General features: G+C 31.2%; 24 protein-coding genes and 2 pseudogenes. 8 read left to right on the top strand and 18 right to left on the bottom strand.

The genetic code is table 11. From position 1 onward, the window contains the following. From CURI_RS16490 to CURI_RS02460, 3 genes are read right to left on the bottom strand one after another with little or no spacing between them, the layout of a single operon-like run. The gene (locus CURI_RS16490; protein ID WP_420805142.1) at positions 1 to 255 is read right to left on the bottom strand and encodes an iron chelate uptake ABC transporter family permease subunit; all 255 of its coding nucleotides are present in this window, start codon (positions 253 to 255) and stop codon (positions 1 to 3) included. Then, the gene (locus CURI_RS02465; RefSeq protein ID WP_014966703.1) at positions 162 to 986 is read right to left on the bottom strand and encodes a FecCD family ABC transporter permease; all 825 of its coding nucleotides are present in this window, start codon (positions 984 to 986) and stop codon (positions 162 to 164) included. Before CURI_RS02465 ends, CURI_RS16490 begins: the two co-directional genes overlap by 94 nt. Continuing rightward, complete coding sequence (locus tag CURI_RS02460) at positions 973 to 1,923, bottom strand: ABC transporter substrate-binding protein (RefSeq protein ID WP_014966702.1); 951 nt, start codon at positions 1,921 to 1,923, stop codon at positions 973 to 975. The genes CURI_RS02465 and CURI_RS02460 overlap by 14 nt, the downstream gene beginning before the upstream one ends. 199 nt (positions 1,924 to 2,122) lie before the next feature. Between CURI_RS02460 and CURI_RS16280 the strand changes: the two genes are divergently transcribed. Further along, a complete protein-coding gene (locus CURI_RS16280) occupies positions 2,123 to 2,245 on the top strand; it encodes a hypothetical protein (protein ID WP_266353722.1) in 123 nt (40 codons plus the stop codon). A gap of 110 nt (positions 2,246 to 2,355) precedes the next feature. Beyond that, the gene (locus CURI_RS02455) at positions 2,356 to 3,123 is read left to right on the top strand and encodes a helix-turn-helix domain-containing protein (RefSeq protein WP_014966701.1); all 768 of its coding nucleotides are present in this window, start codon (positions 2,356 to 2,358) and stop codon (positions 3,121 to 3,123) included. A 90-nt stretch (positions 3,124 to 3,213) separates the two neighbouring features. On the opposite strand, the gene CURI_RS02450 is transcribed toward CURI_RS02455, so the two are convergent. The 4 genes from CURI_RS02450 to CURI_RS02435 form a co-directional block, all read right to left on the bottom strand. After that, on the bottom strand, positions 3,214 to 3,579 hold the full coding sequence (locus CURI_RS02450; RefSeq protein WP_014966700.1) for a VOC family protein: 366 nt from the start codon (positions 3,577 to 3,579) through the stop codon (positions 3,214 to 3,216). Between the two features lie 206 nt (positions 3,580 to 3,785). Next, positions 3,786 to 4,880, bottom strand: a complete 1,095-nt coding sequence (locus CURI_RS02445; protein ID WP_041701429.1) for a HAMP domain-containing sensor histidine kinase — start codon at positions 4,878 to 4,880, stop codon at positions 3,786 to 3,788. Then, positions 4,877 to 5,563, bottom strand: a complete 687-nt coding sequence (locus CURI_RS02440) for a response regulator transcription factor (protein ID WP_014966698.1) — start codon at positions 5,561 to 5,563, stop codon at positions 4,877 to 4,879. Before CURI_RS02440 ends, CURI_RS02445 begins: the two co-directional genes overlap by 4 nt. A 17-nt stretch (positions 5,564 to 5,580) precedes the next feature. Further along, the gene (locus CURI_RS02435) at positions 5,581 to 6,141 is read right to left on the bottom strand and encodes a class I SAM-dependent methyltransferase (RefSeq protein WP_014966697.1); all 561 of its coding nucleotides are present in this window, start codon (positions 6,139 to 6,141) and stop codon (positions 5,581 to 5,583) included. A gap of 339 nt (positions 6,142 to 6,480) precedes the next feature. On the opposite strand from CURI_RS02435, the gene CURI_RS02430 reads away from it, so the two are divergent. Together CURI_RS02430 and CURI_RS16040 are read left to right on the top strand one after the other, a co-directional pair. Continuing rightward, positions 6,481 to 7,926 carry a PQQ-dependent sugar dehydrogenase family protein gene (locus tag CURI_RS02430; RefSeq protein ID WP_041701428.1) on the top strand — a complete coding sequence of 482 codons (1,446 nt, stop codon included), beginning with the start codon at positions 6,481 to 6,483 and terminating at the stop codon, positions 7,924 to 7,926. 234 nt (positions 7,927 to 8,160) lie between these two features. After that, a complete protein-coding gene (locus CURI_RS16040; protein ID WP_228370451.1) occupies positions 8,161 to 8,355 on the top strand; it encodes a hypothetical protein in 195 nt (64 codons plus the stop codon). A 987-nt stretch (positions 8,356 to 9,342) separates the two neighbouring features. Here CURI_RS16040 and CURI_RS02420 read toward each other — a convergent pair. The 5 genes from CURI_RS02420 to CURI_RS02400 all read right to left on the bottom strand — a co-directional run bounded on the left by CURI_RS02420 (position 9,343) and on the right by CURI_RS02400 (position 15,180). After that, the gene (locus CURI_RS02420) at positions 9,343 to 10,365 is read right to left on the bottom strand and encodes a sensor histidine kinase (protein WP_014966694.1); all 1,023 of its coding nucleotides are present in this window, start codon (positions 10,363 to 10,365) and stop codon (positions 9,343 to 9,345) included. Beyond that, positions 10,362 to 11,039, bottom strand: a complete 678-nt coding sequence (locus CURI_RS02415) for a response regulator transcription factor (protein ID WP_014966693.1) — start codon at positions 11,037 to 11,039, stop codon at positions 10,362 to 10,364. The genes CURI_RS02420 and CURI_RS02415 overlap by 4 nt, the downstream gene beginning before the upstream one ends. Before the next feature lie 11 nt (positions 11,040 to 11,050). After that, the gene (locus CURI_RS02410) at positions 11,051 to 13,108 is read right to left on the bottom strand and encodes an FtsX-like permease family protein (RefSeq protein WP_014966692.1); all 2,058 of its coding nucleotides are present in this window, start codon (positions 13,106 to 13,108) and stop codon (positions 11,051 to 11,053) included. Then, positions 13,098 to 13,880 carry an ABC transporter ATP-binding protein gene (locus CURI_RS02405; protein ID WP_014966691.1) on the bottom strand — a complete coding sequence of 261 codons (783 nt, stop codon included), beginning with the start codon at positions 13,878 to 13,880 and terminating at the stop codon, positions 13,098 to 13,100. The genes CURI_RS02410 and CURI_RS02405 overlap by 11 nt, the downstream gene beginning before the upstream one ends. A 415-nt stretch (positions 13,881 to 14,295) precedes the next feature. Further along, positions 14,296 to 15,180, bottom strand: coding sequence for a LysR family transcriptional regulator (locus CURI_RS02400; RefSeq protein ID WP_041701423.1), 885 nt, complete (start codon positions 15,178 to 15,180; stop codon positions 14,296 to 14,298). 787 nt (positions 15,181 to 15,967) lie between these two features. Between CURI_RS02400 and CURI_RS02395 the strand changes: the two genes are divergently transcribed. The 4 genes and pseudogenes from CURI_RS02395 to CURI_RS16485 all read left to right on the top strand — a co-directional run bounded on the left by CURI_RS02395 (position 15,968) and on the right by CURI_RS16485 (position 18,301). Next, a complete protein-coding gene (locus tag CURI_RS02395; protein WP_014966689.1) occupies positions 15,968 to 16,870 on the top strand; it encodes an RNA-guided endonuclease InsQ/TnpB family protein in 903 nt (300 codons plus the stop codon). Then, a complete protein-coding gene (locus CURI_RS16035; protein ID WP_228370450.1) occupies positions 16,857 to 16,976 on the top strand; it encodes a transposase in 120 nt (39 codons plus the stop codon). The genes CURI_RS02395 and CURI_RS16035 overlap by 14 nt, the downstream gene beginning before the upstream one ends. Before the next feature lie 194 nt (positions 16,977 to 17,170). After that, positions 17,171 to 17,665, top strand: a complete 495-nt coding sequence (locus tag CURI_RS02390; RefSeq protein WP_228370449.1) for a chromate transporter — start codon at positions 17,171 to 17,173, stop codon at positions 17,663 to 17,665. Next, positions 17,658 to 18,301: pseudogene (locus tag CURI_RS16485) on the top strand (chromate transporter). The gene CURI_RS02390 and the pseudogene CURI_RS16485 overlap by 8 nt, the downstream one beginning before the upstream one ends. Positions 18,302 to 18,525: 224 nt before the next feature. Here CURI_RS16485 and CURI_RS02380 read toward each other — a convergent pair. The 6 genes and pseudogenes from CURI_RS02380 to CURI_RS02355 all read right to left on the bottom strand — a co-directional run bounded on the left by CURI_RS02380 (position 18,526) and on the right by CURI_RS02355 (position 25,505). Further along, a complete protein-coding gene (locus tag CURI_RS02380; protein WP_144275987.1) occupies positions 18,526 to 19,983 on the bottom strand; it encodes an FAD-binding oxidoreductase in 1,458 nt (485 codons plus the stop codon). A gap of 213 nt (positions 19,984 to 20,196) precedes the next feature. After that, a pseudogene (locus CURI_RS16020) lies at positions 20,197 to 20,472 on the bottom strand (recombinase family protein); the annotation flags it as partial. A gap of 209 nt (positions 20,473 to 20,681) precedes the next feature. Further along, on the bottom strand, positions 20,682 to 23,075 hold the full coding sequence (locus CURI_RS02370; protein WP_014966684.1) for an ABC transporter permease: 2,394 nt from the start codon (positions 23,073 to 23,075) through the stop codon (positions 20,682 to 20,684). A 10-nt stretch (positions 23,076 to 23,085) separates the two neighbouring features. Further along, entirely contained in the window at positions 23,086 to 23,754 is a 669-nt protein-coding gene (locus tag CURI_RS02365; RefSeq protein ID WP_014966683.1) for an ABC transporter ATP-binding protein, read from the bottom strand. A gap of 130 nt (positions 23,755 to 23,884) precedes the next feature. Beyond that, positions 23,885 to 24,829: a sensor histidine kinase gene (locus tag CURI_RS02360; RefSeq protein ID WP_014966682.1), complete on the bottom strand. Its 945-nt coding sequence runs from the start codon at positions 24,827 to 24,829 to the stop codon at positions 23,885 to 23,887. Beyond that, positions 24,819 to 25,505 carry a response regulator transcription factor gene (locus CURI_RS02355; RefSeq protein WP_041701421.1) on the bottom strand — a complete coding sequence of 229 codons (687 nt, stop codon included), beginning with the start codon at positions 25,503 to 25,505 and terminating at the stop codon, positions 24,819 to 24,821. Before CURI_RS02355 ends, CURI_RS02360 begins: the two co-directional genes overlap by 11 nt. Positions 25,506 to 25,708 lie beyond the last annotated feature (203 nt).

Genomic DNA, 25,708 nt, shown 5'->3' with positions numbered 1-25,708 from the left:
TTAGCCTCGCTCCTTTCTCGCAACAACTATAAAGAAGGGAACTCCAATTAGTGCTGTAAATATTCCAATTGGCACTTCATAAGGACTATATATAAGTCTTGCAGCTATGTCTGAATAAACTAAAAGAACTGCACCTAATAAGAATGATAATGGTATATTCTTTATATAGTCCTCACCAAATATTTTCTTACTATTTGTGGCATTATTAATCCTACAAATCCTATGTTTTTTCCAACTGCTACAGCCGCAGCACACATTGGTATCATTATAATAAATGTCAATAATCTGATTTTTTCTGGTTTTTCTCCAAGACTAATTGCCACATCATCACCTAAACTAAGTATGTTTATTTTCTTTGATAATAACATTGCTAAAATTAATCCTATTGTTCCAACAACCATAACTAATTTAAAATCTGACCAAGTTGCATTTCTAAATCCACCTGAAACCCAAAATGCAATAAATTGAGATTGATTTGATAAAAGTCCTATTATAGTTGTTAGTGAAATAAAAAAAGTACTAATAGCAGTACCTGCCAAAAGTATCTTCGTAATAGAACTGCCCTTTGTTTGCCTTGTTAGAAAACCTATTACTATTAGCCCGCTAAATACAGCTCCAATTAGTGAAGCAATCATAACATTTGTAGTATTTATTGTTATTCCTATTGCATAAAAAATAGCTATAACTAAGGTTGCTCCTTGACTAACCCCTAGTAGAGAAGGTTCTGCTATTGGATTTCTTGTAACCCCCTGAATCATAGCTCCAACTGCGCCCAAAATCCCTCCAGTAAATAGTACAGAGAGAACTCTTGGTATACGCACATCTCTAATTGTCATGAGATCAAGAGTTTCAGTATAGTTAAATATACTGTTCCATATATCTGAAATTCCAATATTAGTTGCTCCTAGCGTAATAGCTAGGAACAAACCAATTATTAAAAATATAATATTGAAGCTTACAAAAGCTTTTATACTATTTTGTTTCATTTAACATCTCCACAATCTCATCTAAAAGTAGATCTCTTCCTATAGGGCTATATCCTTGATTAAAATAAGGTGAAGCTCCTAGATGAATAACTTTTCCTTCTTTTACTTGAGGTAAGTTGTTCCAAATAGGATTTGCTTTAAGTGTTTCTAAATCTTCATCTGTTGCAATAGCAAATATATAATCTGATTTTATTGAAGCTAATCCTTCGTAAGTAACAACAGGTAAACTTATATCATTTTGTTCTGGCATACCTTCTGGTTTACTTAATCCCATGTCTTGATATAATACACTACCAAATCCAGCCCCATCAAATACATAGAATTGTCCACCACTTGCTAAAAATGCTAAATAGCTTGTATCCTCACCATAAGTTTCTTTTATTTTCTCTCCAGTTTCTTTTGCTTTTACATCATATTTTTCCAGCCATTCTTCAGCAACATCTAATTTATTAAATACTTTTCCTAATGCTTTCATGTCTTCTTTCCAATCTAATGCTTCTAACTGAACCATAACTGTTGGGGCTATATTACTTAATTGATCATACATTTTTTCTTGTACAGTAGATATAATAATTAAGTCAGGATTTAAGTTCATTATGGCCTCAACATCCATAGTGTCTTGCATACTATATCCAAGTATAGTAGCACCCTTTAATGTATCTTCTAAGTATGAAGGAAATTTTTTATAGTCGTAAGCATCACTATTTGCAGTTCCTGTTACCTTATATCCTAAAATTGATAAAATATCACTATTACCACTTAAGTCTACTATTCTCTGAGGTTTCTCTGGAATTTCAACTTCTCCTCTAACGTCATTTATAGTTATAGTTTTTTCTTCACTTAATTTTTCTTCAGCTGGACTGCTTGAACAACCTACAAAAGCAATCATTGCCATACAGATAAATAAAGCTATTTTAAAAGTTGAATTTTTTTTCATTTGATATCTTCCTTTCAAAATTTAAATTGTATATACTTCTGATAAAAGTTATTGTATATGATAACGATTATCATTTCAATTCATTCACCCAATTTAATTATTTTTGCATCTATGTGAATTATATTATTGAATAGTTTATATAATTTTTATATAATTTTATAAGAACTTGAAATTTATTTGTACGTAAAGGAGGACATTTATGATAGTAAAATCTAACGAGGAATTCAAAAATACAGTTTTAAAAGTACTGTCTTTTGATAAAACTGAGTACGATAACTATACCTTATTTACAAATAAAAAAGACCTGACCTTGGATACTTAATTAGCTATTCAAGAGACGGATACTATAATTTAGGCATTGCAGATTATACCATACCTAAAGATTTTTCCATCACTTTTGATAATCCCGAACATTTAATGCGCTTTGGTGTAGTGTATAAGGGTGTTACAAAATTCAAAATTGAAAACAATCCTGTGTCTTCTTTTAGTCCCTCCTCATTTTTTGTTATTGAGAAAGATTTAAAAGGACAACAAAGCTGGAAAAAAGGTCAGCATTTTCATGGAACTGAAATAACCATTTTCGAACGGTATTTTAAGGAGATCATAAAGCCTAGCTTTCCACATATAATAGATTTTGATACTTTTATGAAAAACTATACCTACACTTACCTTCCATTGGAGATTGTTGAAATTATTCATCAATTGCAAAGTTTAAATCATCAAAATTCTCTGAATAGTATTTATCTAGAGGGTAAGATTTTAGAGTGTATTGCTATTCTAATAAACGAAGTTACTAAATCTCCTAAAAATGCTTTTACTAATCAAATAGATTATGGAAATATTAATATTGGCAGTAATAGAGTAATCAAACTTACATCCTATGATATAAATGCTATACAGAAAGCTCATGATATTTTGCAAAAGAATTATATCAATCCTCCTAATATAAAAACTTTAAGTAAGATGGTGTTTTTAAGTGAACAGAAATTAAAGGCAGGTTTTTCAAAGCATTATCATATGTCTATTGGTGAGTATACTAATCATATAAAAATGACTGTTGCTGCAAACTTATTATCTACAACAGATCTAAGCATTGAAGATATAGCTAATAAAGTTGGATATAATTATTCCGCAAATTTTTCTAAGATGTTTAAAAAAACCTATGGAAAAACTCCTCTTAAGTTTAGGAAGACGAAATGAATTGTTAATAGTAAAAAAGATATTACCAGTGATTTTTCTGGTAATATCTTTTTTATAAATAGTATTATGTTATAAGAGTTTCAATTATTTTTACTTATGTTCAACTAGTTGAATCTCTATACCATTCGGATCATCTATAAAGAAAAATCTAGTTGTCGGAATTGGAGAAATAGGTCCTCTCTTAATAGAAATATTATTCTCTTTTACATACTCTATAGCTTTATCTAGTGAGTCAACTTCAAAGCCAATAGATATGCCATTACTTTGAACTTCAACTTTATTATCTTCACTGCATATTAGCTCTATTTTTGGCTTATCTTGTTCTCCAAGCATAACAATTTCTGTACCTTCTCCAGCATTAAATCTTTCTGAAATCTTTAAGCCCAGCAATTCATGATAAAACTTTAGTGATTCATCCATGTTTTTAACGTGTAACGTTATCCAGCAAAATTTCATAGTAAATACCTCCATAATATATTTCTTACCCTAAGCTTTTAATAAAATCTAATGTAATTCTATAACTATTAATTAATTATTTCAATAAGCTTTCCTTTTTATTAAACTTTTATTTTTCTTTTTTATTGAGTTAAATTGTTGAATAACTATTTTACTACTAAAAAACTACAAAAGGCAATTGGGAGCCATAAAACTATATTCTTTAATTACACCTTATTACTATTAACAGGTAATTTAATGTTTATTGTGATTATCTCTTCATCACGTTCAGCCCAAATCTGACCATCATGAAGGTCTACTATTTTTTTAGAAATTGCTAGTCCAAGTCCTGATCCCTTAACGTTACTTGACCTTGAAATGTCAACTCTATAAAATTTTTCAAACATTCTATTTAACTTATCCTGATCTATATGTCCGCCTCTATTAGATATAGATATTACAACATTAGATTCCTTATTATCTACCTTAACAATTATATCTGATGGTTTGGAACTATATTTTTCTGCATTGCTTAATATATTCTCAAAAACCCTAACCATTTTTTCAACATCTGTCTTTACGGGTAGTTCTGTCTCAGAGATCTGTGTTATAACTTTTAATCCTTTACTTTCAAGCATAGGAGCATATTCTCCTACTATTTGACTAATAATAGGACATATGTCTACCTCTACAAGCTCCATAACGACTCCTTTACTCGATAGCTTTGTATATTCAAAAAGTTCATCGATTAATTTTTTTAACTTCATAGAAAGATTATAAGACGAATTTAAGTATTCCTTTCCTTCTTCTTTGGTGCTAAATTTTTCATTTCTTAAAATATCTAAATATGCAATAATTGGTGTAAGAGGCGTTCTTAAATCATGAGAAACATTTGTTATAAGCTCTGACTTTGTTCTTTCTAGATCTCTTTCATATTCAAATTTATCTTTTAATTCTTTTGACATAGAGTTTATGTTTATGCACAATTCGGCAAGTTCATCCTTTCCTTTAACCTCAAGTGTTTTTCCTAAATTTCCACTAGCGATAAAGTTTACTTCTCTTGCTATATACTTAATATACTTTATATGTTTGCTTGACATTAATAAAAAGCATAAAACAAAAACTCCAATAGCAGATATCAAATATACTAATGTGAAATAATAAGCAAATGATACACTCAAATTATTTTGATTTTTTTCATAATAAGGGGCAAGTACATAAAAGGAGAAAATATATAGATACACTAATGTTAGTATAAAACTCAATAGTATCTCAATCAAAAGCTTTAATTTTAGACTTATAGTAATGTCATCTTTTTTCATATCTTATACCCAACTCCCCAAACTGTTTTAATATATATAGGTCTCTTAGGGTCTTCTTCTATCTTTTCTCTTATTTTAGTTATATGAACCATTATAGTATTATCAGATTTGTAAAAATCTTCACCCCATACTCTTTCATAAATCTTTTCTATACTAAAAACGATTCCTTTATTACTTGCGAGAAGATGTAATATATCAAATTCTTTTGGAGTAAGTCTAACGTCTTTATTACCCACAATCACTTGTCTTGTGTCAGTATTTATAGTTAAGTTACCAACTTCAATTATATTTTTAGGTGTTCTTAACTCAGTTGTATACCTAGTGTACCTTCTTATCTGAGATTTAACCCTTGCGATTAACTCCATTGCACTAAAAGGCTTGGTAATATAGTCATCAGCCCCAGAAGCTAGACCTTGAATTTTATCTAAATCTTCTGATTTTGCAGATAAAAAAATTATTGGCATAATACTATCTTCTCTAATCTTCATACAAACTTCTGTACCATTCATACCACGCATCATAATGTCCAAAAGTACAAGGGCAACCTCATTTTCAGCTATAAGTTTTAATGCTTGCTCTCCATTTTCAGCTTTAAGTATTTCATACCCTTCATTTTCTAAATATATTCCTATAACTTTCCTTATTTCTTCATCATCATCAACTATTAAAATTTTCTTTGACATAAATAAATTCACTCCTATTAAAAATTCTTACATTTTAAAACATAAGCGGGTGGCACATTAAGTACAACTCTTTTAAGTTCTATTTCTTTAAAATAGTTAGCAATAAATTCTTTCTTTAGAAGAGTGTACTGAAATGTTATAAATAATCCATCTTTTTTTAATATGGTTTTAGTTTTCTTTAAAATTTTATTTGAAATACTTTTGGGTAGACTGGCAAAAGGCAAACCTGAAACTACATAATCTACCTTCTTAATGTTATACTTTTTCAAATATATATATACATTTTCAGCAGAATCATTGATAATTATAATATTATTATTTCCACTATATCTATCTTCTAGTTGCTTGCAAAATCCTTTATTGTATTCTAACAGTATTAGTAATGTGTCTTTATTTTTTCTTTCAACAAGTTTATCGGTAAAAACTCCTGTACCAGAGCCATATTCAACTATACATTTTGTATTTTTAAAGTCCATGTCAGCAACCATTTTTACTGCCAGTCTTTCTGAGCTTGGTGCTACAGCTCCTACAGTTCTTGGTGATTTAATATATTCTACTAAAAATTTTATAAGTTTCATACTAAAGTCTCTCCTTATTTCTTAAATTATGAACATTTAACGATGTTCGGTTTTTGATAATCATTTTATGACTTTAGTATAAATATCAAATCTTAAAATTTTCTTTTAAAATATCTTAAGAATTCTTAAATTTTAAGAAAATATATAACCCAGACCTCTAATAAAAAGTAAAGAACCTTATCATGTAAGATTCTTTACTTTTTAATTAATGACTGACTTGGATTTCTCCGATGCTGGTGCGGAATCATCATCAGATTCCTCTACCTCAATTTAGTACTAATAGAACATTTCTAATCATATTCTTATAAAAGAAAATAATATAAAGGAGTGTAGAGTTAGTTGTTAAAAAAAATTAGAGTTAGTTTACGGCCTATTGCTGGTAAGATAAATATGCCTACCGTTTTGAAAACAGCTATACTTCCAGGTGACTCAATGGAAAGATTATTTATTGCAACCCAGGTAGGAGAAATCTTTTACATAGGAAACGGGGTTATAAGAACTTTTTTAGATATTCGTCCAAGAATCATAAAACTAGGTTTTTCTGGTGGCAAATATGACGAACGTGGATTGATAGGTCTAGCATTTCATCCCCAATTTTATTATAACGGGTTGTTTTACCTTCATTATTCAGTAGCTGGAACACAAGGTCCAGGTGCTCTTCCAAGTTCAGAAGTTTCACAAGATCTTCCTGAACCTTTTAAACCTAACCCATGTGACCCCAGAACCTTAGACCAGAAGTGGATAAATAGAGAAGTTAACTATGATCATATTGATACAGTTGAAGAATGGATTTTACTATCCTATGGTCAACCTCAAAAACGACGGACATTACTTAATTTAAGAAGACCATTTTTTAATCATAATGGTGTCAATAGCTTAAACTTTTCACCTGAAACAGGAAAACTTGTTTTAACAACCGGCGATGGTGGATCAGGCTATGATCCATTTAATTTAAGCCAGAATGATATGGAAATCGCCGGTAAAATAATTGAAATTGATGTGACTAAGAATACATTTATCAATAATCCACCGGTAGTCACACGTTTTGATGAACTTCCTGTACCTATTCAGGAAACACTTACGGTAATTGCCAAAGGGGTTCGCAATATACCTGGCATTTCATTTCAAAGGTTTTATAACCAGTATATCAAATATGTAGGATTTGTCGGACAGGATCTAGCAGAGTCGATTTTTTCATTCGTTCATTATAAGCCAATACCGGTTACTCAACTTATTCAAGCTTCTTTAATGAAATCTAATCTTGACCAAGAGGGATTTATTAACTTTGGTTGGCGGGGGTGGGAAGGTTCTTTTCCTACTTCGATCATAAGGGACTGCTCTACAAATCCAACTTTAGATGAGAAAACAGTTGCTTATTATAATGAAGCAGTAAAAACTTCAGTGCAGCGTCTTCAGCCTCTAACTAGTTACTTTCATAAAGATCCACGACCAGATAAGTTTGGAGGAACTGCACTTACAGGAGTCCAGTCATATATGGGGAATAGAATTCCCGGTTTAGCTGGAAGCGTTGTGTTTACTGATTTTGCCCGGAATGAAGGATCTCAACCTCCGATTAGAGGTGTTTTAGCTTATACCAGGATAAGAACAGATTGTAAACTAAGTGATTTTAGTGTCATTGAAACGGATTATAATTTTGGGTCACAATCAGCTTTTTATGCTAGTTTGGGAACGAATCTGGATCAAACCAGACTATATTTAGGAGTTTATGGCTCTATGAATGTGACTGATCTTAACCAGGGTACTGTTTTTGAAATTGTTCCATGATTCATAACTATAAAATTAGACTTAATACCAGATAAATTTCTTTCTAGGATTTATGGAATCGAAATATAAAACAAACAAGAGAGCAACCATATTCTCTCGTCAATTTTGAAACTGACTTGATGTAAATGATAAAAGCCTTCACTGAAGGTATAATACCTTCAGTGCTTATACAGAAATATGCGTGTATCAATCAGTATTTAAAATACTAGTATCACCTGATAGGGGGCATTTAAATTGAAAACAATGAATATAAGCAGGTTTATTTGTATTGGAGGTATATTAACAACAATAGCTGTACTATTTCAGTCAGCACCTGTATTTTTACCCGCGATTGGGTTGGCCTTAAGTCCATTAAGTACTCTGCCTATTGCAATAGCTGCTGTTTCTAATATTTCTCTTGGTTTTACTGTATTTTTTCTTCTGCATTAATTCTTGCTATAGTTAGTGCGCATGAGACAATAATACTACTTTTTACCACTGGACTACTAGGTATAGTTATCGGAACATTGCTCTATAGGAAGGGAATAATAATTTCTATATTATTTTCAAGCATAGCACTATCTCTTGGAATGATATTTTTAACTTATATAGTAGGTATTTCGGCATTTGTAGATTTAACTAGTTCATTATCAACTCCTTTAACTCTTTTAATTTTTTTCTCGTTTTCGCTTGCGTACGCGAGCATCTGGAATATTTGTTTTAGAAAATTCATGAATTATCTTATAAAAATAAAATTGATTAGCTAACTCAAATATCAATTTCTTATCATTTTGACTATTTAGAGTTTTCAACATGAAGGCGATATAATCAGAATTTATTATTTCATAATTGATTCTAATAAACAAAAGTCTTTCAATACTACATTGTTACATCATAAAATCCCTAGATATGATCTATAATCTGTCCTTTTCTTGTCGCAAGTAGCATAAAGGGCTTATCCTGAGTATCAAACCGATTGAACAGGCGAAGATTTCCTGTGCAAAAAAGCTGTTCAATGAGATTTTTACGAGTAAGGCTAACATGTGAACAGCTATCAAAGTTTTCTTAAAATCATGAGTACGTTGTAGCAAATCCGCTAATATTGTGAGGCTTTAGATGACAAAAACTGCTCATTTGAAGCTAGCAATAAATTTGACCAATTTTTTTTGTAAGTGAGGATTAGCATAGGCAATGAATCATATCCCGAGTTATACTTAACTCAGAACTGATTATAAAGATGTATATTGAGTTAATTTGAAAATAATAGCTTTTAGATTTTCATATTTGGAATTGCGTTTTAAGGTTGTCATCATCAAGAATACTGGATGTCATCTATAAAATGTCTCAAAACCAGAAGTACAAATGAAACCATTGAAATTCTAGAAAATATTATAAAATTATTGATCTTACTTGCTTAGGCATCAAATCCAACACGTCCTAAATTATCGGAAATAGTAATTGGATTGCAAAACCCTTTCCGTACTCAGACTCAACTTCAATTTCAATCTGTAATTCATCACACAATTTCTTTACAAGATATAGTCCTATTCCAGTAGACTGGCTTCGATTAGAATTATCTCCTGTAAATCCTTTGTCAAAAATGAAAGGAAGATCAGAATTCAACACTCCAATACCATTATCGGAGATTCTTAAATAATACCTATTCTCTACACTATCAAAACCAGTTTTTAGCCAGATAAAGCTCTCGATTTCTTCATTAGAGTATTTCACTGCATTAACCAATATTTGTGTAAAAATAAACTGAAGCGTCTTCTCATCGGATACAATTGGGACATCTTCTATCTGAGAAATAACTATAACTTCTTTTTCCTCAAATAATGCTTGGAGTTCCAAGCGTACGTCTTCACAGCAAAGATCTAACGAGACTCGCTCTAAGCGGTAGTCAACGTGTGATGCCTGTAATCTTGCATAAAATAGTATTTGTTCAACATCATCACTAATATTAATTCTTGCATGCTCAAGTCTTTGATACACCAGCTTTGACATTTCTTCTTTACGATTTTCCAAAACAAACGTTGCTAAAGAAATAGGTGTTTTTATCTCATGAACCCAACTTTCAATAAACTCTTCATAGTTTATTGATTGCAGTTTCGCATCATCTAATTGATCATTTTGAATCCGCAATTTATTAGCTAGATAATTCACTTCTTCTTTATGCAAATCACCAATGAATTCTATCAATCGACATTCATGCTCAGGCGAGGGTTCTTGAAGAAAATCATAGAATATTTTTCTTTGTTTTTGCTTATTTTTCCAAACAAATAACATACCAATGACAACACTAATTACAGAAAAAATAACCATGATACCAACCAGAAGTCCGAATGTTTCTGGATATGCTAACCAAGCCAGAAAAATGAAAAAAATATCACTTATACAAAGAAGTAATATCCAAGGACGTGATTCGTTTAAGACATTAAGCCAATCTCTTGGCTTCATTCGCAGTCACCTCCTTTTAATTGATAACCAATTCCTCTTACCGTCTTGATTAGATTAGACAATCCAACCTCATCAAGTGTCTTACGTAATCTGGTCATATTTACTTGTAATATATTCTCATCAACATAGTCACTACTTCCCCATAGCAGGCTAAAAAGTTCCTCTTTTTCTACTACAGAAGGAGCAGCTTTCACCAAAGCTTTAATAATAATTCCTTCATTCTCCGATAATGAAATGGAATTCTCACCAACATATAATATATTTGTATTCTCATCTAACTGAAAATCACCAACATCTAACAGTACCCGCATATTTGCATAGAGATGAATTAACTTTTGAATTCTAGCAACTAGACGTTGGGGATGACACGGTTTCGTTAAGTAATCATCCGCACCTAAATCTAGTGCATGCAACTCATCACAAAGTTGATTACGTGAAGTCAATACCAGAATAGGCCCTATTCCTCTAGCCTTAAGCGTCCGACAAATATCGAATCCAGAAATCTTGGGCAAATTCAAATCTAATACAATTAGTGAAGGAGAAGTCGAGGTAATATCCTCCAAAACGGTATCGAAAGAAGAGATACACTCTACAGAGTATCCCTCTTTCTCTAATATATTTTCTAACTCGACACGTAGAAAGATATCGTCCTCAACAATGACTATCTTTTCCACGCTTTCACCTCCTATCGAACCTCTTCTAATTTCTTGATTTCTTCATCACTCTTCCTCTGAATCATCAGTATATAGCAAAGCTCAAAAACAGTAAAGATAATAAGTGTAATTCCTACCAGCAAAATAATGGTTCTATTGTCTGATGTTTTTGGAATAACCCTGAAACTTTTTAACATCGACCAAATACCAAAAATTGAACTAATCAGTGCTACAGAAATAACCAAACCAAAATACCACCATATTTGTATTCTTCCTGATGAACACAGAGATTTAACACTTGCTCCTAACATAGACAATGTGGAATATCTATGCCTTGTACTTCTTTGCTGCATAAGAAGCTCCAATCCTAGCACTGTGTTTGCAATGATAAGGAACATCACACCTAAATAAAGTGTCGTATAACTCCCTGCGACTATATAAAACAACTGTCTTGCCATGCTAGCAAGATAGCTTTCATAGTTTAAGCCAGATGTACTGAGTAACTCATCTACTTGATACATAGCTTGCATCAGACCTTTTTCACGAACAAAATCAGAATCTAGAACCATATTCCAGCGTAATGTTTTTTCAGAATTTCCACTCAACGCATTGTACATATCGTCGGGAACAATCAAAGCATACAAAATAGTAATCGATCGATCTGCAACAAGGTTACTTGTGTATAATGTTGATGTTAATTCGTATTGTTTTTCATCAATATAAATTGTTGGATTAGTTTCCAATACTTTTCTTAATATATCATGATAGAATGAATACCCACCATTAGAATACATTGAAACTTCATTATCTCCTAATACAATAGGAGATTTATTGTTAGATTCAAGCAGTGTATTGTAACTTGTAAGCGAAATTAAATAAGGACTGTCTTCATAAGATAAATGGCTTAATAGATTTTCTTTTTCTTCTGAATTTTTTTCTCTCGAAACTGCTTCTTCTAATCCTGCCCAAGAAAATGTGTATGCTACAGTATCTTCAGGCATACCTGTATAAGGTGTCCTTAAAAGATCAAGCTTCATAGGATAATAATCCTTTACATAGGGGGTCAATTTATCAGACGTCAGTACAGAGACAATTTCTTTTTCTGACCCTTCAAAAGTAAAATCTACGGTTCTGCCTAATGCTCCACCTCGATTTAAAGATATAGAAATACCATAAGCAAAACAAACCATCGCTAAAAGTATTAAGAGTGAAGATATAGCAAGAGAACTAGATTGATTTAAAACATTCTCTTGAAGTTGCCTTCCTGTAAACGTAAGTAATCCGGTAGATGAACTGTTTTTATGCCTTATCCATCGTCCAATCAAACTTCCTAACCCACGAAATAGCATAAAAGTTCCACTGATGCCAGCTAACAATATTAATGCAAACATTAGAACATCAAAAGTACGCAAATATAAAATTGCCAATACATAAGCTGAACATAGCAAAACTGCTCCCAGTAGTAAACTAACCCAACCCCATACAGTCGGAAGAATTCTTTGTGATTCTTCTTTCTGTTCATCTAGCAAATCTACAGGTTCCTTCTTGCTCATTCTCAAGCTAAGAATAAACACTGCTAATAGTTGCACCATAATGAAACCAAATACTGTTAATCCTAGACCTGTCCAGGAGATACGAAACTGATGACCAATGATGCCCATTCCAACAAGTCTAGAAGTTGTCAAACTAATTAGCTCTGTTAAAAATAAGGAAATTGGAATTCCAATGAGCAGAGCGACTAAACCATTCCACAATGTTTCCCCCATGATCATTGCGAACAACCTGCTTCGTTTCATCCCCATCATCAAATAGATTCCAAATTCATGACTACGACGTTGTAATTGGTATCTGTTAGCAAAATAAACCAGGAAAAATACGAAGAACAGTGAGACGGCATAGAGCACCGGAATCATTAACAAAAGCTTAGCTACCGCTTCACTCTCAACCGTCTTTAGATACACTATAACATCCTGTTCGCCAAGGGAAAGGATGACATAAAAAGAAACAATAGAAATAACGAGTGAGGCAAAATAAACCCCATTTTCTTTTCGAATCTTACTACTGTTTCGTTTGATGAAATCAAAGAACATTAGCACTGCCCCCTCCCACCTGTGCCATAACAGTTAAAATACGTTCATAAAACGAATTTTTAGTTTCTCCAGGCACCTTCTTTCGAAGCTCATGAAAAATCACACCATCTTGGATAAATAAGATTCTTGAGCAAAAGCTTGCTGCATTGGCATCGTGAGTAACCATCAAAATCGTGGTTCCATCTGTCTGATTGGTTGAAGATAGTTTTTCCATCAAATTTTTTGCATTTTTGGAATCTAGGGCACCGGTTGGCTCATCTGCTAATACAATGCTTGGATTCGAAATTAGTGATCTTGCTGCTGCAACTCTCTGCTTCTCGCCTCCTGACATTTGAGAGGGAAATTTATTTAATACCTCCTCAATATCAAATTGCTTCGCTAATTTTTGAAGTTGTTCCTCTTCATTTTTGGGGTTCTCTCCATGTATCGACAACGGCAAAACGATATTTTCTCTCGCAGTTAAGTTATCTAATAACTCAAATTCTTGAAATAAATATCCAATTTTACTCCCTCGATATTTTGCTAGTTGAGATCCTCCGAATGAAGAAATATTCTGTCCCTCTAATAAGACTTGTCCAGATGTTGGTTTAAGCATAGTTGCAATGCAATTAAGCAATGTCGTCTTGCCTGACCCACTTGCACCCATGATTCCAAGAAACTCTCCTGGAAAAACATCAAAAGTAATTCCCTTTAATGCAACGGTTTCACTTTGTCCCTTACCATATGTCTTATGTACTTCCTGAACTCGAAGCAACTTATTTGAAATTTTCATATCATACCTCCCTATACTTTTTCTTTATCTATTAGTACTATATAATGAAAATTTACTAATTAACACTTACAATTGTTGTAAGATTCGTAATGAGAGGAATATTTCCTTTATTAAGTTAATAATCAGGCACCGTCTACATTCTGATGTTTTATACATCAAATTATAAGCAGTGAGACCATCAAGTATATTTTTTATTTTGAAAACTTTATTTTTCACGATTATACTTCTATATTTTTACTTTTATTCAATACTTAATATATAATCTTTAAGTATCAATAAAACCCATAATCCCTTCCAAAACCTTTATGCTCTATTTACTAGAAAGAAGTCTAATTTCACATCCTATTTTTCTTTATATAACTTTATCTTCTGTAGTAATATATAACCTAATATAAATACTAAGCTAAATACATATTCACCTATCATTTACTTGATTCTTAATTATTTCAATCAGCGCTTTAAAACTCTTTGTTTGAAATTTGTCTTTATGAAATACAATATGATTTATATTAACTAACTCAAAATCATTTACCTTTATTTCGAATATTTCGCCACTAGCAATTTCTTCTTGGACTAATATTTTAGGCAACACACTTATTCCTAGATTTTGTTTTACTACATGAATAAGAGCTTGTGAATTTATGCTTGTCCATTCTGGGTTTGATCTTAAATTGTGTAGCAATAATGCACTATCAAAGACATCACGAATTGCACTGCCTTTTTCTCTAAGTAATAATCTTTCTTGTATTAATTTATTGATATCTATAGGTTCTTCTAAAGCTAATTTATGTTTAGGAGAACATATTATTGCTAATTTATAAGATGAAAATGGAATTTTTATTAATTCTTCATTATAGATAACTCCTTCAATTAGGCCTAAATCAATTTCATTATTATATAGCATCTCTTCGATTTTTCTAGCATTTGCAACTATAACCTTTGTCGGAGTATCCTTATGAATTGTTTCAAATTCTACTATTGCTTTAGGCAAAATAAAGTTCGCAATAGTTATGCTTGACCCGACTTTGATAGTTGCATTGTCTTCTAATTCTTTAACATTTTGTTCTAAGTCATCATAGAAATCTAACAATTTTATTACCTTTACTAAGAATAACTTACCTGTCTCATTTAAATAAATCCTTCTTGAAATTCTATCAAACAAGCAAATACCTAAGTGATTTTCTAATTCACTAATTGCATTAGAAACTGCAGGTTGTGTCATAAATAATTTCTCTGCTGCCTTTGTAATACTTTCTTCCTCACATACCATTTTAAAAATACGCAAATGCCTTATTTTCATATCTATCTCCTTACTCATAATCATTTAGTTATGTATTTCATAAAATTATATTATTATACTTATGTTAAATCAAGATGTATACTAACAATGTTGAAGATTAGTCTATTGGAGGTATCACTATTATGAAGATTAATAAATTAAAACTTTACTTTTTGCTCTTTAGAATCACATTTTATATAAGCGCTTTTACTTTTGGAGGAGGTAACTAACAGTTACAAATAGATTATAAAAGGATATATAACACTATAAAATTTTTATAATTTAGAAAATTGTTGACAGCCTCCCATGTTCATAAAGAGCATGGAGTTGATAGGAAAAATCTATCCAAAATCCTTTGAATTGCTGGGAACTCGTAAAGACACGTTGACTACAGCATAATCTGAAAAGATAAGTGCGAATGTTGCGAAAGCAGAAAAAACTAATGTGTATAGCATAAGGTTAAATCCTAAGTGCAGAAACAATCGACAATCAGCAGGTAAGACTCTAAGTCGAAAGATAAGAGTAAACTTCAACGACTATCCCAAAAGGGAGTACACTATAAGCGATTGATAGTGGAAGCGGAGGACACCAAACAGGTGATGATATAGTCTACGCTTATGTGAAAGCATAAGAAGTTCATGGTCAAAGACCTGAGAACTGTATATGTCTAGCGAACATATATGAATAAGCATAAAGCTTATAGAATTTTATAAATATATAATTAAATACAACGATATGGAACGCTTGTTCAATTCATATTTCATTAAATCACTAACTTGTATTATAATGGATATAAGGAGGTGAGGAAATGATAAAGTCAGTAAAAATAAGACTACTACCTACAAAAGAACAAGAAATATTAATGTTTAAATCAGTTGGTGTATCTAGATTTGCATATAACTGGGGATTAGCAAAATGGGAAGAAGAATATAAAAGTGGTTTAAAACCCAACAGCAGTTCAATAAAAAAGAAGTTTAACAATGATATAAAAAAGCAAGAACAATACAAGTGGCTATATGAAGTATCAGCACAAATAACTTCACAAGTATTTAAAGACTTACAAAATGCTTTTAATGGCTTCTTTAAGAAAACAGCTAAATACCCTAGATTTAAATCCAAGAAAAAATCTAGACAATCTTTCTATGTTAGACATGATGCATTAAAAATAAAAGACAACACAGTAAACATAGAAAAGATAGGGAAAGTAAAATTTGCTACTAGCTACGATATACCTATACTAGATAGCTACAACAACCCCAGATGTAGCTATGACGGCAAATACTGGTACCTATCATTTGGTTATGAACAAGGCGAAAATCAAGCTAAGTTAAATCAAGATTTAAGTATAGGAATAGACCTAGGAATATCAGTATTAGCAGTAGTAAACAAACTAGACAAACCAATAAAAAATATTAATAAAACAAAAACAGTAAGAAAGTTAAAAAAGAAGTTAAAAAGACAGGTAAGTAGAAAATATGAAATGAACAAAGAAGGAACTAAGTTTATAAAAACTAGTAATATAATAAAACTAGAAAAGAAAATAAAACTAATCCATAGAAGACTATCAAATATAAGACAAAATCATATACATCAGGCTACAAACAAAATAATAAAGTTAAGACCAATAAGAATAGTTATGGAGGATCTTAATATTAGTAGAATGATGAAAAACAAATACCTATCAAAAGCAATAGCAGATGTGGAGAAATAAAAAAGATCTAAAGCTTTCAGATAGAGTATATAAATGCATCTGTGGATTAGAAATAGATAGAGATAAAAATGCTAGTATAAACTTAGGAGAATATAAATTGGTATAAAATCAACAAAAAAGATGATACCAATATGTACCATGCGTTGTATGGGAATTTAAGCCTTTAGAAAAAGCATTTGCTCAGTGCCACACAAACTAGAGTAGATTATCTTAGTATAATCAAAATAGGGTACTATGAAGAAGGAATTAAAGTAAAACTTATATATTTATAAACTTTTATAAGCTTTATGCAACGGATATGTGGTTATACCTATGATGCGTAAATACTTCGTTAATGACCTAAAATTAATTAATGAGCAAGAACTATTAGACATGGCTGCAATCGCGCAGTCAACTCCAGGTGCTATTGCAGTTAATATTTCTGTATTAGTGGGTTATCGCATTTCTGGAATTATAGGTGCTATTATTAGTTGTATTGGGACAATCCTACCTCCCTTGCTAATACTATCAATCATCTCTTTTTTTTACAAAGCCTTTAGAGATAATAGATTTATTTCTGCAATTTTAAAAGGTATGGAAGCAGGAGTTGCTGCTACAATTGTAGATTTAGTAATCGATATGGTTCAAGGAATTTTAAAAGAAAAAAACTTGTTATTAACATTAATGACTCCCTTTACGTTTTTAGCTAGCTTCATTTTTAATGTCAATGTGTTAATTATAATCATTTTCTGCTCTATTCTATGTTTTATTCAAACTTATATTAAAAGTAGAAGAGGAGGAATAGAAGGTGAGTAAAACTATTTTCACTTTATTTATTAGTTTTTTACAGATTGGTTTATTCAGCATTGGTGGCGGATATGCTATAATACCATTGATACAGGAGCAAGTGGTGAATTCTTATGGCTGGCTTACATTGAAGGAGTTTACAGATATTATTACAATTTCTCAAATGACACCTGGTCCCTTAGCTGTTAACACTGCATCTTTTGTGGGAACACGTATAGCTGGTATCTCTGGGGCTATAGTAGCTACTTTAGGATGTATTATATCTGGATTTATTATTTCTATATTTTTATATAATTTTTTAAAAAATATAAAAGTATAGATAGTGTTTCTAACATATTAAAAGGACTACGTTCTAGCTCTGTTGGGCTTATTGCATCTTCTGCATCTACTATTATTTTGATTGCTTTCTTTGAATCTTCATCATTTAATATTAAAGCTGGTAACCTAAATATTACTGCTATAATTGTATTTATAGTTTCTCTTTTTTTACTCAAAAAGTATAAAGTAAATCCAATATCGATTATGATCTTAACTGGTGTAATGGGCTTGTTTTTTATTAATAACACAAATCAAATAGATCTACCTAAATTTCTTTTGAACTATCGTCCCAGAGAATATAAAGCAACTAAATGGGAAGACATATAAGTTGTTCCATTTAGTTGCATTCAACCTATTTCTTTTCTATCAACACCCAAAGTGGACTTTCACCACCAAGCTGCCCATGCTAGCACACAAGTAAAAGAATTTATTAGGTTTTGTCCAAAACGAAGGGGTTAATCCACATTAATATAATTCTAACATAGATACATTCTAATATATAAGGGCTTGCAATTGTAACATGTTTAGGTTATAATCTGCAACTGTAAAGTCTACCATGGAACATAACGAAACCTTCTGTAAATTGTGTCATCTGATTGTTCTGGTAATTCTCTCTCATCGTTATCAGGTAAATAGGATTTAATTGGATCGCGATGACCTTTTGTTGCTATTAAGCCCTGAGGAAATGAAAAAATATTTTCGGGATCATATTTTAGTTTTATCCTAATCAGTTCTTTTACATGCTTTCCATAGTACTCCATTCGATAGTCAGGAAGTCTTCCATAGGGAAAGTTTACATAGGAACCTGTGGTTATTGATTCAATATATGGAAACCGATTATTAATCCACTCCCTATTCTCCGCAGCATATCGATTCTTCTCCCAGATTGTCTCCAGCCATATAATATACTTTGCCCGGCGATAATAAAATGCCGTATCATTGGTATCTACATCTGCCACTCTTCCGCCCAGAGCATACAAGGATATTCCAGCAAAAACAGAACCCTGAGAACGCTCTTTGACTAACCCAACAATCTCTGATATCTCGTTACAGGAAAAATCCTTTAGTACAAAACGACTGACCGACTGAAATTTTTCAAAAGGAGGATATACACTTCCAATAATTGTTACTGCCTCTAGGAAGGTCATATATTCAAAATTATATACTGCTTCTTCAAGCTCTAGGAAATCGGCTAACATTTCTTCCGCCTCATACGGATCACCGTAGAAGATTCCCCTAACCAGCATAGCCAGGTCATCATTAACCGAATTGTAGATTCGTGAAATCAATGTCATCCTTCTATCACCTGTATTAAGCCATTCCTGCCAAGTTTGAAGGAATTTCTTCTGTTCCTCTGAACTGACCTTTCGATAATCAATTTCTATCAGAGTAACTTTATTTACTGGTTTAGGAAGTCTGAATGACATAGATACGATTATTCCATAATTTCCTCCGCCTGCACCACGACAAGCCCAAAAAAGGTCAGAATTTACAAAGCAGTTTGCTTTAATAACAGTTCCTTCGTAATTTACCATTTCAATCTCATCAAGACTGTCACAACCAAGCCCAAGGTAACGGCAGGAAAGTCCCCATCCTCCTCCAAGTGCATATCCACTCAAACCAACTGTAGGACATGTACCTCCCGGAAAGGGATATCCCTTTGAGGCTACGAACTCGTATAATTGCTTGTTGTTTACTCCAGCCCCAACACATAACCGGTTATTGTAATCATCGATACACATGCTATTTAATGCACTTATATCAATAACCAGGGTACAGTCTCCATTGGAATAGCCTTCATAATTATGTCCTCCACTTCGTATTCGAATCGGTACCCTATGCTTTCGTGACCAGATCACTGCATTTGATACATCCCGCTTATTCTTACAGTACACAATTATTAATGGATATTGTTGAATTGCCCTGTTAAACCCCTGTCTTGCCTCATTATATATCGGTTCGAATGGCGTAACAATATCTCCTGTTAATCCATATAAAAAATCATTCATAATTTGCATCTCCAGTCTATATAATTTATTTTTTAAAAGAATCTCAAAATTTGAGCTAATATTATTATATGACTGTGATTAGTTTTTGCTGTATATGCAATAAGGGGAGGCTCCACAATCATTACACACAAGCAAATTTCCTAAGAGATATTTTCCGTTATATTTGCTTTTACTGAAGTTCACTGTGTCATCCTTTTCATGAACAAACCTTGCCTAACTTGCCACTTCTTCCTGAACCTTATCAAATACTTCGACTGAAACTATGGTTGGTTGACTATTCGTTACATAGTAGTGACCCCTTTGCCCAACACTCTTGCTTTTTCTGCCTGTTATGAAATCTTCAGTATGGGGCTTTTGCAGCATAGTATCTCCCTTGTATTTCTCATTCTTGAGTATTTTCTGAATAGTAGTTGTATCCCAATGATCATTACCTGTAACAGCTTTAATTCCCATTGACTCTAGGTAATCTTTTATCTGTCCAAATGATAAACCTTGTAATACAAGTCAAATATCCTTCTAACAACCTCAGCCTGTTCTGGAACAATTACCATTTCGCCATCAACACATGTATATTTCATAAAATTCTTATACTTTATAAAAATATCACCTCATCTAATCTGATAGAGTCTAAGGTTTCATTTTCAAACAGGATTTCTTGGTACATGTCATTAATAACTACAAGATACCCAATTCCTTTATTAATCAACATTACGCAATCTTGAAACCAGACTTTCCTTCTGAAATAGTCTTACTAGAACACTGGAAACAACTAAAGGCACTATAGTAATAATTATAATATATATAATAAAGTACCATATCGGAAAACGGTAGTGAGCGTATTTTACTCCAGAGTTCTGTATTATTCGTACTAATCCATATCCTAATGCTGTCCCAAATACCAAAGTTATTACTAAATTCCCAAAAGATAAGCCTAGTCCTTCAAATTGAATCATTCTTGCTAATTGCTTATTGCTTAATCCAATAGATTGAAGCATTGCAAATTCTTTTTTTCTTGAAATAATATTAGTTATTATTGTATTAACTAGATTGATTAAACTAAATAAGATGATAAATCCACTTAATCCTACTATCACTTTATTTCTTAAGCCAAATGACTCTTTGTCTTCTGCTAATCTTTCCCTTAATGTATTCATCTCAAGTAAAGGACTTCTTTCTATTAAATTATATATATTTTCTTCTACTTTATCCCCTTCCTTCTCAAAGTCATTTACAGATATTATTAATGTATCTATTGTATTAATACTTGGAAATAACTGTTTTAGCTTTTCAATTGGCAGTACAAATATACCATAATTAGTTGTAACTTTACTGTCATCTATAGACCCTATAATCTTAAAAGATTTTTCAACCTCTTTCTCTCCATCAAAGAATCTAAGATTAACTTTATCTCCAATGTCAAATTTCCATCCATAGAATTCTTTAATAAAATCATTTAATGTAACGAGGATTTCATCATTTTTTATCATTTCATCATAATTAAAAGATCCTTCTAGCAATGTTTTATTTATTATATCAATGTCTTCTCTATTAAATGCTGATAGATAATCTTTTTTATTAACTACTTCTTTATAATCATATCTTATAGATGTTCTATGAAATTTAATGATTTCATTAATTTCCGGTATTGATTCTATCTTTTTTATCAATTCTTCATTCATTGGGTTTTTCAATTGGGCTCCTGTTATTCCCTTATCAATGGTCTGTACTGTATTATAATCAAAACCAATAATATATTCTCCCAATCCATACATGCCTTGTCTTGAATATTGTTCCAAAGAAGTAGATACTATCAAAGTTGTACTCATAATAAATAAAGCTCCACCTATTCCAAGTGAAATTAGTGTTAAAAGAGATTTATTCTTATTTCTTTTTAAACTAATTTTCGCCATAGAAAAGGAAGATAATTTTCTATGCAATTCATTAGTTTCCTTTAGTTCTCTTTCTTTGTATCCTGAAAATTTCGATGCCTCTACAGGTGAAATAGCAGAAGCTATTTTTGCCGGTTTTTGAACTGATATGATAATAGTGATTAGTTCAGTAATTGCTATCATTAAACTTATAATAAGTGTATACTTCAAACTCCATCCTTCTGGAATAATCCAGTATGAAATTATCCAAGCTATTAAAAGTCCTATAGGGGTTCCCATATAAAACATGATTTTTCCCTCTCTTCTTACAATAGCTTTAATTTGTTTTTTAGAAGTTCCTATTGTTCTAAGTTGACCGAATCTTTGAATATTCTCTAAAACTGAAATATAGAATATACTATATACAACCAATATGCTCACGAATAGAACTCCTAAAGATACGACAATTATGACTAAACCATCTTGTATGGATAGGGTTAGATAATTTGCAAAAAAGTTATTTGGATTTATGTCTTTTCTTTCAATCCCTGCATTTTTTCCAATTCCTCTTACAGTATCTAAAAATTGATTTTCTGACATCATATCTGCATTTTTTATTTTGCAAAGAATCGTATAAGGTATATCTTTCAGCTGTTGTCCATTTTCTGAATATTCTTTAGAAAATAATACTCTATAGACACTAGAATTCTCGTTTCCTTCCATAAATCCACTAATAATAAATTCCTCTTCTCTACCATCTAAAAATTTTATCTTTATATTATCTCCTATGTTTTTTACATTATCAAATAAGTTTAACATAGGCTTATACACTACAATTTCATTTGATTTTTCAGGATAATTTCCCTCCGATATTGCTATTGTCTTTATGCTCTTTGTATCCTTTTCAAAATAAACTGGATAAATCATCTCATTCTGTATCTTAAAACTATCACCAAACTTCGCTACAGTTAAAAAATCTACTTCATCAGAAGCTTTTAATTTCTCAATGTTCTCTTCATTTACATTCTCATACATAACATGCTGTGACATATTAAGTTGACTTTTCATTTTCTGTTGTCTTGCTGATTGAGTAAGGGATATAACACCTACTAATGAAACGGATAATATAATAGTTATTAGTATAAAAATATTTCTTGTTCCATTAAATTTTACACTTCTATTAGCTAATTTTTGTATGACTTTTTTATTATTATTTGCTATCATGACCATCCTCCTATCTATTAGAAATTCTCCCATCTTCAATTCGGATTATACGATCGGCTAATTGGGCAATTTCATTATTATGGGTAATCATCACGATAGTTTGATTAAATTGTTTACTTGTTCTTTTTAATAGACCCAAAACTTCAGAGCTAGTTTTGCTGTCCAAATTCCCAGTAGGCTCATCTGCTAAAATGATGGATGGCTTAGTTGCCAAAGCTCTTGCTATTGCCCCTCTTTGTTGCTCTCCTCCTGATAAATAATTAGGAAACCTTTGTTTTTTATCTTTTAAATGTAATAACTTAATTATTTCTTCTATATACTCTTCATCAATTGTTTCTCCGTCTAGATCCAGTGGTAGAACAATATTTTCATAAAGATTTAACATAGGTATTAGATTGTAGTTTTGAAAAACAAATCCTACATTTCTTCTTCTAAATATAGTTAATTCGTCATCAGACAGTTGAGAAATATCCTTTTCAGCTACAATCACCTTTCCTTTAGTAGGATTATCTAAACCACCTAATATATTTAACAAAGTAGACTTACCTGATCCTGAGGTTCCCACAATTGCAAGAAACTCACCGTTTTTCACAGTTAAGTTTACCTCATCTAAAGCTTTTACAATATTGGGTTCTTCTCCATAGTATTTTTTTAAGTCCATTGCTTCTAATATATTCATTCTGTTTTCCCCCTTTCTTAAGATAACTTTATCAAGTAAAACTAACAGAAATATAACAAAAAATCTTATTTTGCTAAAAAAATAGTACCAATTCTAACTTTTTTGTTAGAATTGGTACTAGATATAACCTTTAAAAATCATTTGGCAAAAAAACAGAAAAAGTTGAACCTTCTCCTACAATGGATGCTACCTTTATATATCCATCTTGTTTTTGAATAATCTCTCGTGATAAATAAAGTCCAATTCCTACTCCTTCTTTGTCATAACTACTTTCTTGTCTAAAAAACCTTTGAAATACCTTCCCAAAATCCTTTTCATGAATGCCTATACCTTCATCTATAATATCTATCTTTGTGTACATCTTCCACTTTTGTACCTTAACTTCTATTCTTGTATTCTCTGGCGAGTATTTAATTGCATTTTCTAATACATTAAATAAAGCTTCTGCTGTCCACTTTTTGTCATGTGACAAAATATATTTTTCTGGACAATCTACAATAATTTCTATACCTTTCTTTTCAGCGTTTACTGTAATACCAGATATAGCTTCAGCAATAGTGTCAAATAAATTCAATTGGATCTTTTTTAATTGAATTAATCCTGTTTCTAATCTTGATGATTTAATCATAGAATCTAGTAGAAAATGTATTTTGTCCAACTGACCATCCATAGATTTTAATAGTTTTTCCTTATCTTTTTTAGATACTTTATCATTACCTAAAGCTAGTTGTAGCATCTTCAGATTAGTTATAGGAGTTTTTACTTGATGAGATACATCTGAAATTAAACTTTGTAAATTCTTTTTTTCTTTTAATCCTTGCAAAGATTCTTCCTGCCAAATTTTCGATAATCTCAATATCTTTTGATTTACTTTTGAATCAAAGGTTTCGTCTAAAGTTCGTAGTTTATTAAGTTTTTGATAATCTCTATTAATTAAATAAGTTAGTGAGTCATTTAAGATATTGATAAAATTCATATACTTATTAATAGTCTTTTTCTTGTTAGTATAAAAAATCAATATGATGATAAGATAAGTAGCTGATGAAAATAATAGTAATTTTATACTATTCTCCATAGGTATCTCCCACCCATTGATATCCCATTCCATAGATTGTCTTAATGTATTTTTTATCTTTAGTCTCAATCTTTGATCGAATACGACTAATCATCATAGTTAAGGCGTTTTCATCCACATATTTTTCATTTTCATCCCATAGCTTTTCCAATAACAGTCTTCTTGTTAATACCATTCTATAGTTCGCAACAAGTAGATATAATAGATTGAACTCCCCTGTAGTCATTTCAAGATTTTCGCCTTGTAGCATAGATGTTCGCTTAGTAAAGTTTAAAAACAAATTTCCATCATCATAGATATGTTCTATACTCTTTTTACTAGTATTTTTTAATAAAACTCCTACTTTTTTAAGAAAAACACTAACATGGAATGGTTTTGTAATATAATCCTCTGCGCCTAGCTCATATCCCTTTAGCATATCACTTTCCATGTCATTTGCAGTTAAAAATATAATAGGTGCTGTTGTTTTATCACTCCACATTTTACATAAATCAAAACCGTTTCCATCAGGAAGATTTATATCTAGTATAATCAAGTCAAAATTATCTCTTGAGAAATATTCTATAGAAGATACTGTATTATGTGAAGAGATTACTTCATATCCTTCTGTTGTTAAATGAAAAGCTAAAGTTTGATTCAATAACCAATCATCTTCCACTAATAATATCTTTTTCATTCTCTTCACCATCCTTATATTTTTTCTCAATACATAAGGTTTATGTATTTATAACACCGTACATACATCATCTCAATAGAAAAGTTAAGGTTTTGTTGAATAAATATTGTCTTTATACATTTTTATTCGATGATACTTGACCACTTAATTTTAAAATTATTTATCTTGTCAACTCTAATTATATTCTAAGCGTGTAAGTTTCT

Origin of the sequence: Gottschalkia acidurici 9a, assembly GCF_000299355.1 — a bacterium.
In the GTDB taxonomy this organism is placed as follows: domain Bacteria; phylum Bacillota; class Clostridia; order Tissierellales; family Gottschalkiaceae; genus Gottschalkia; species Gottschalkia acidurici.
The sequence above is the reverse complement of the archived record's forward strand: the minus strand, read 5'-3'. Positions and strand labels throughout refer to the sequence as shown.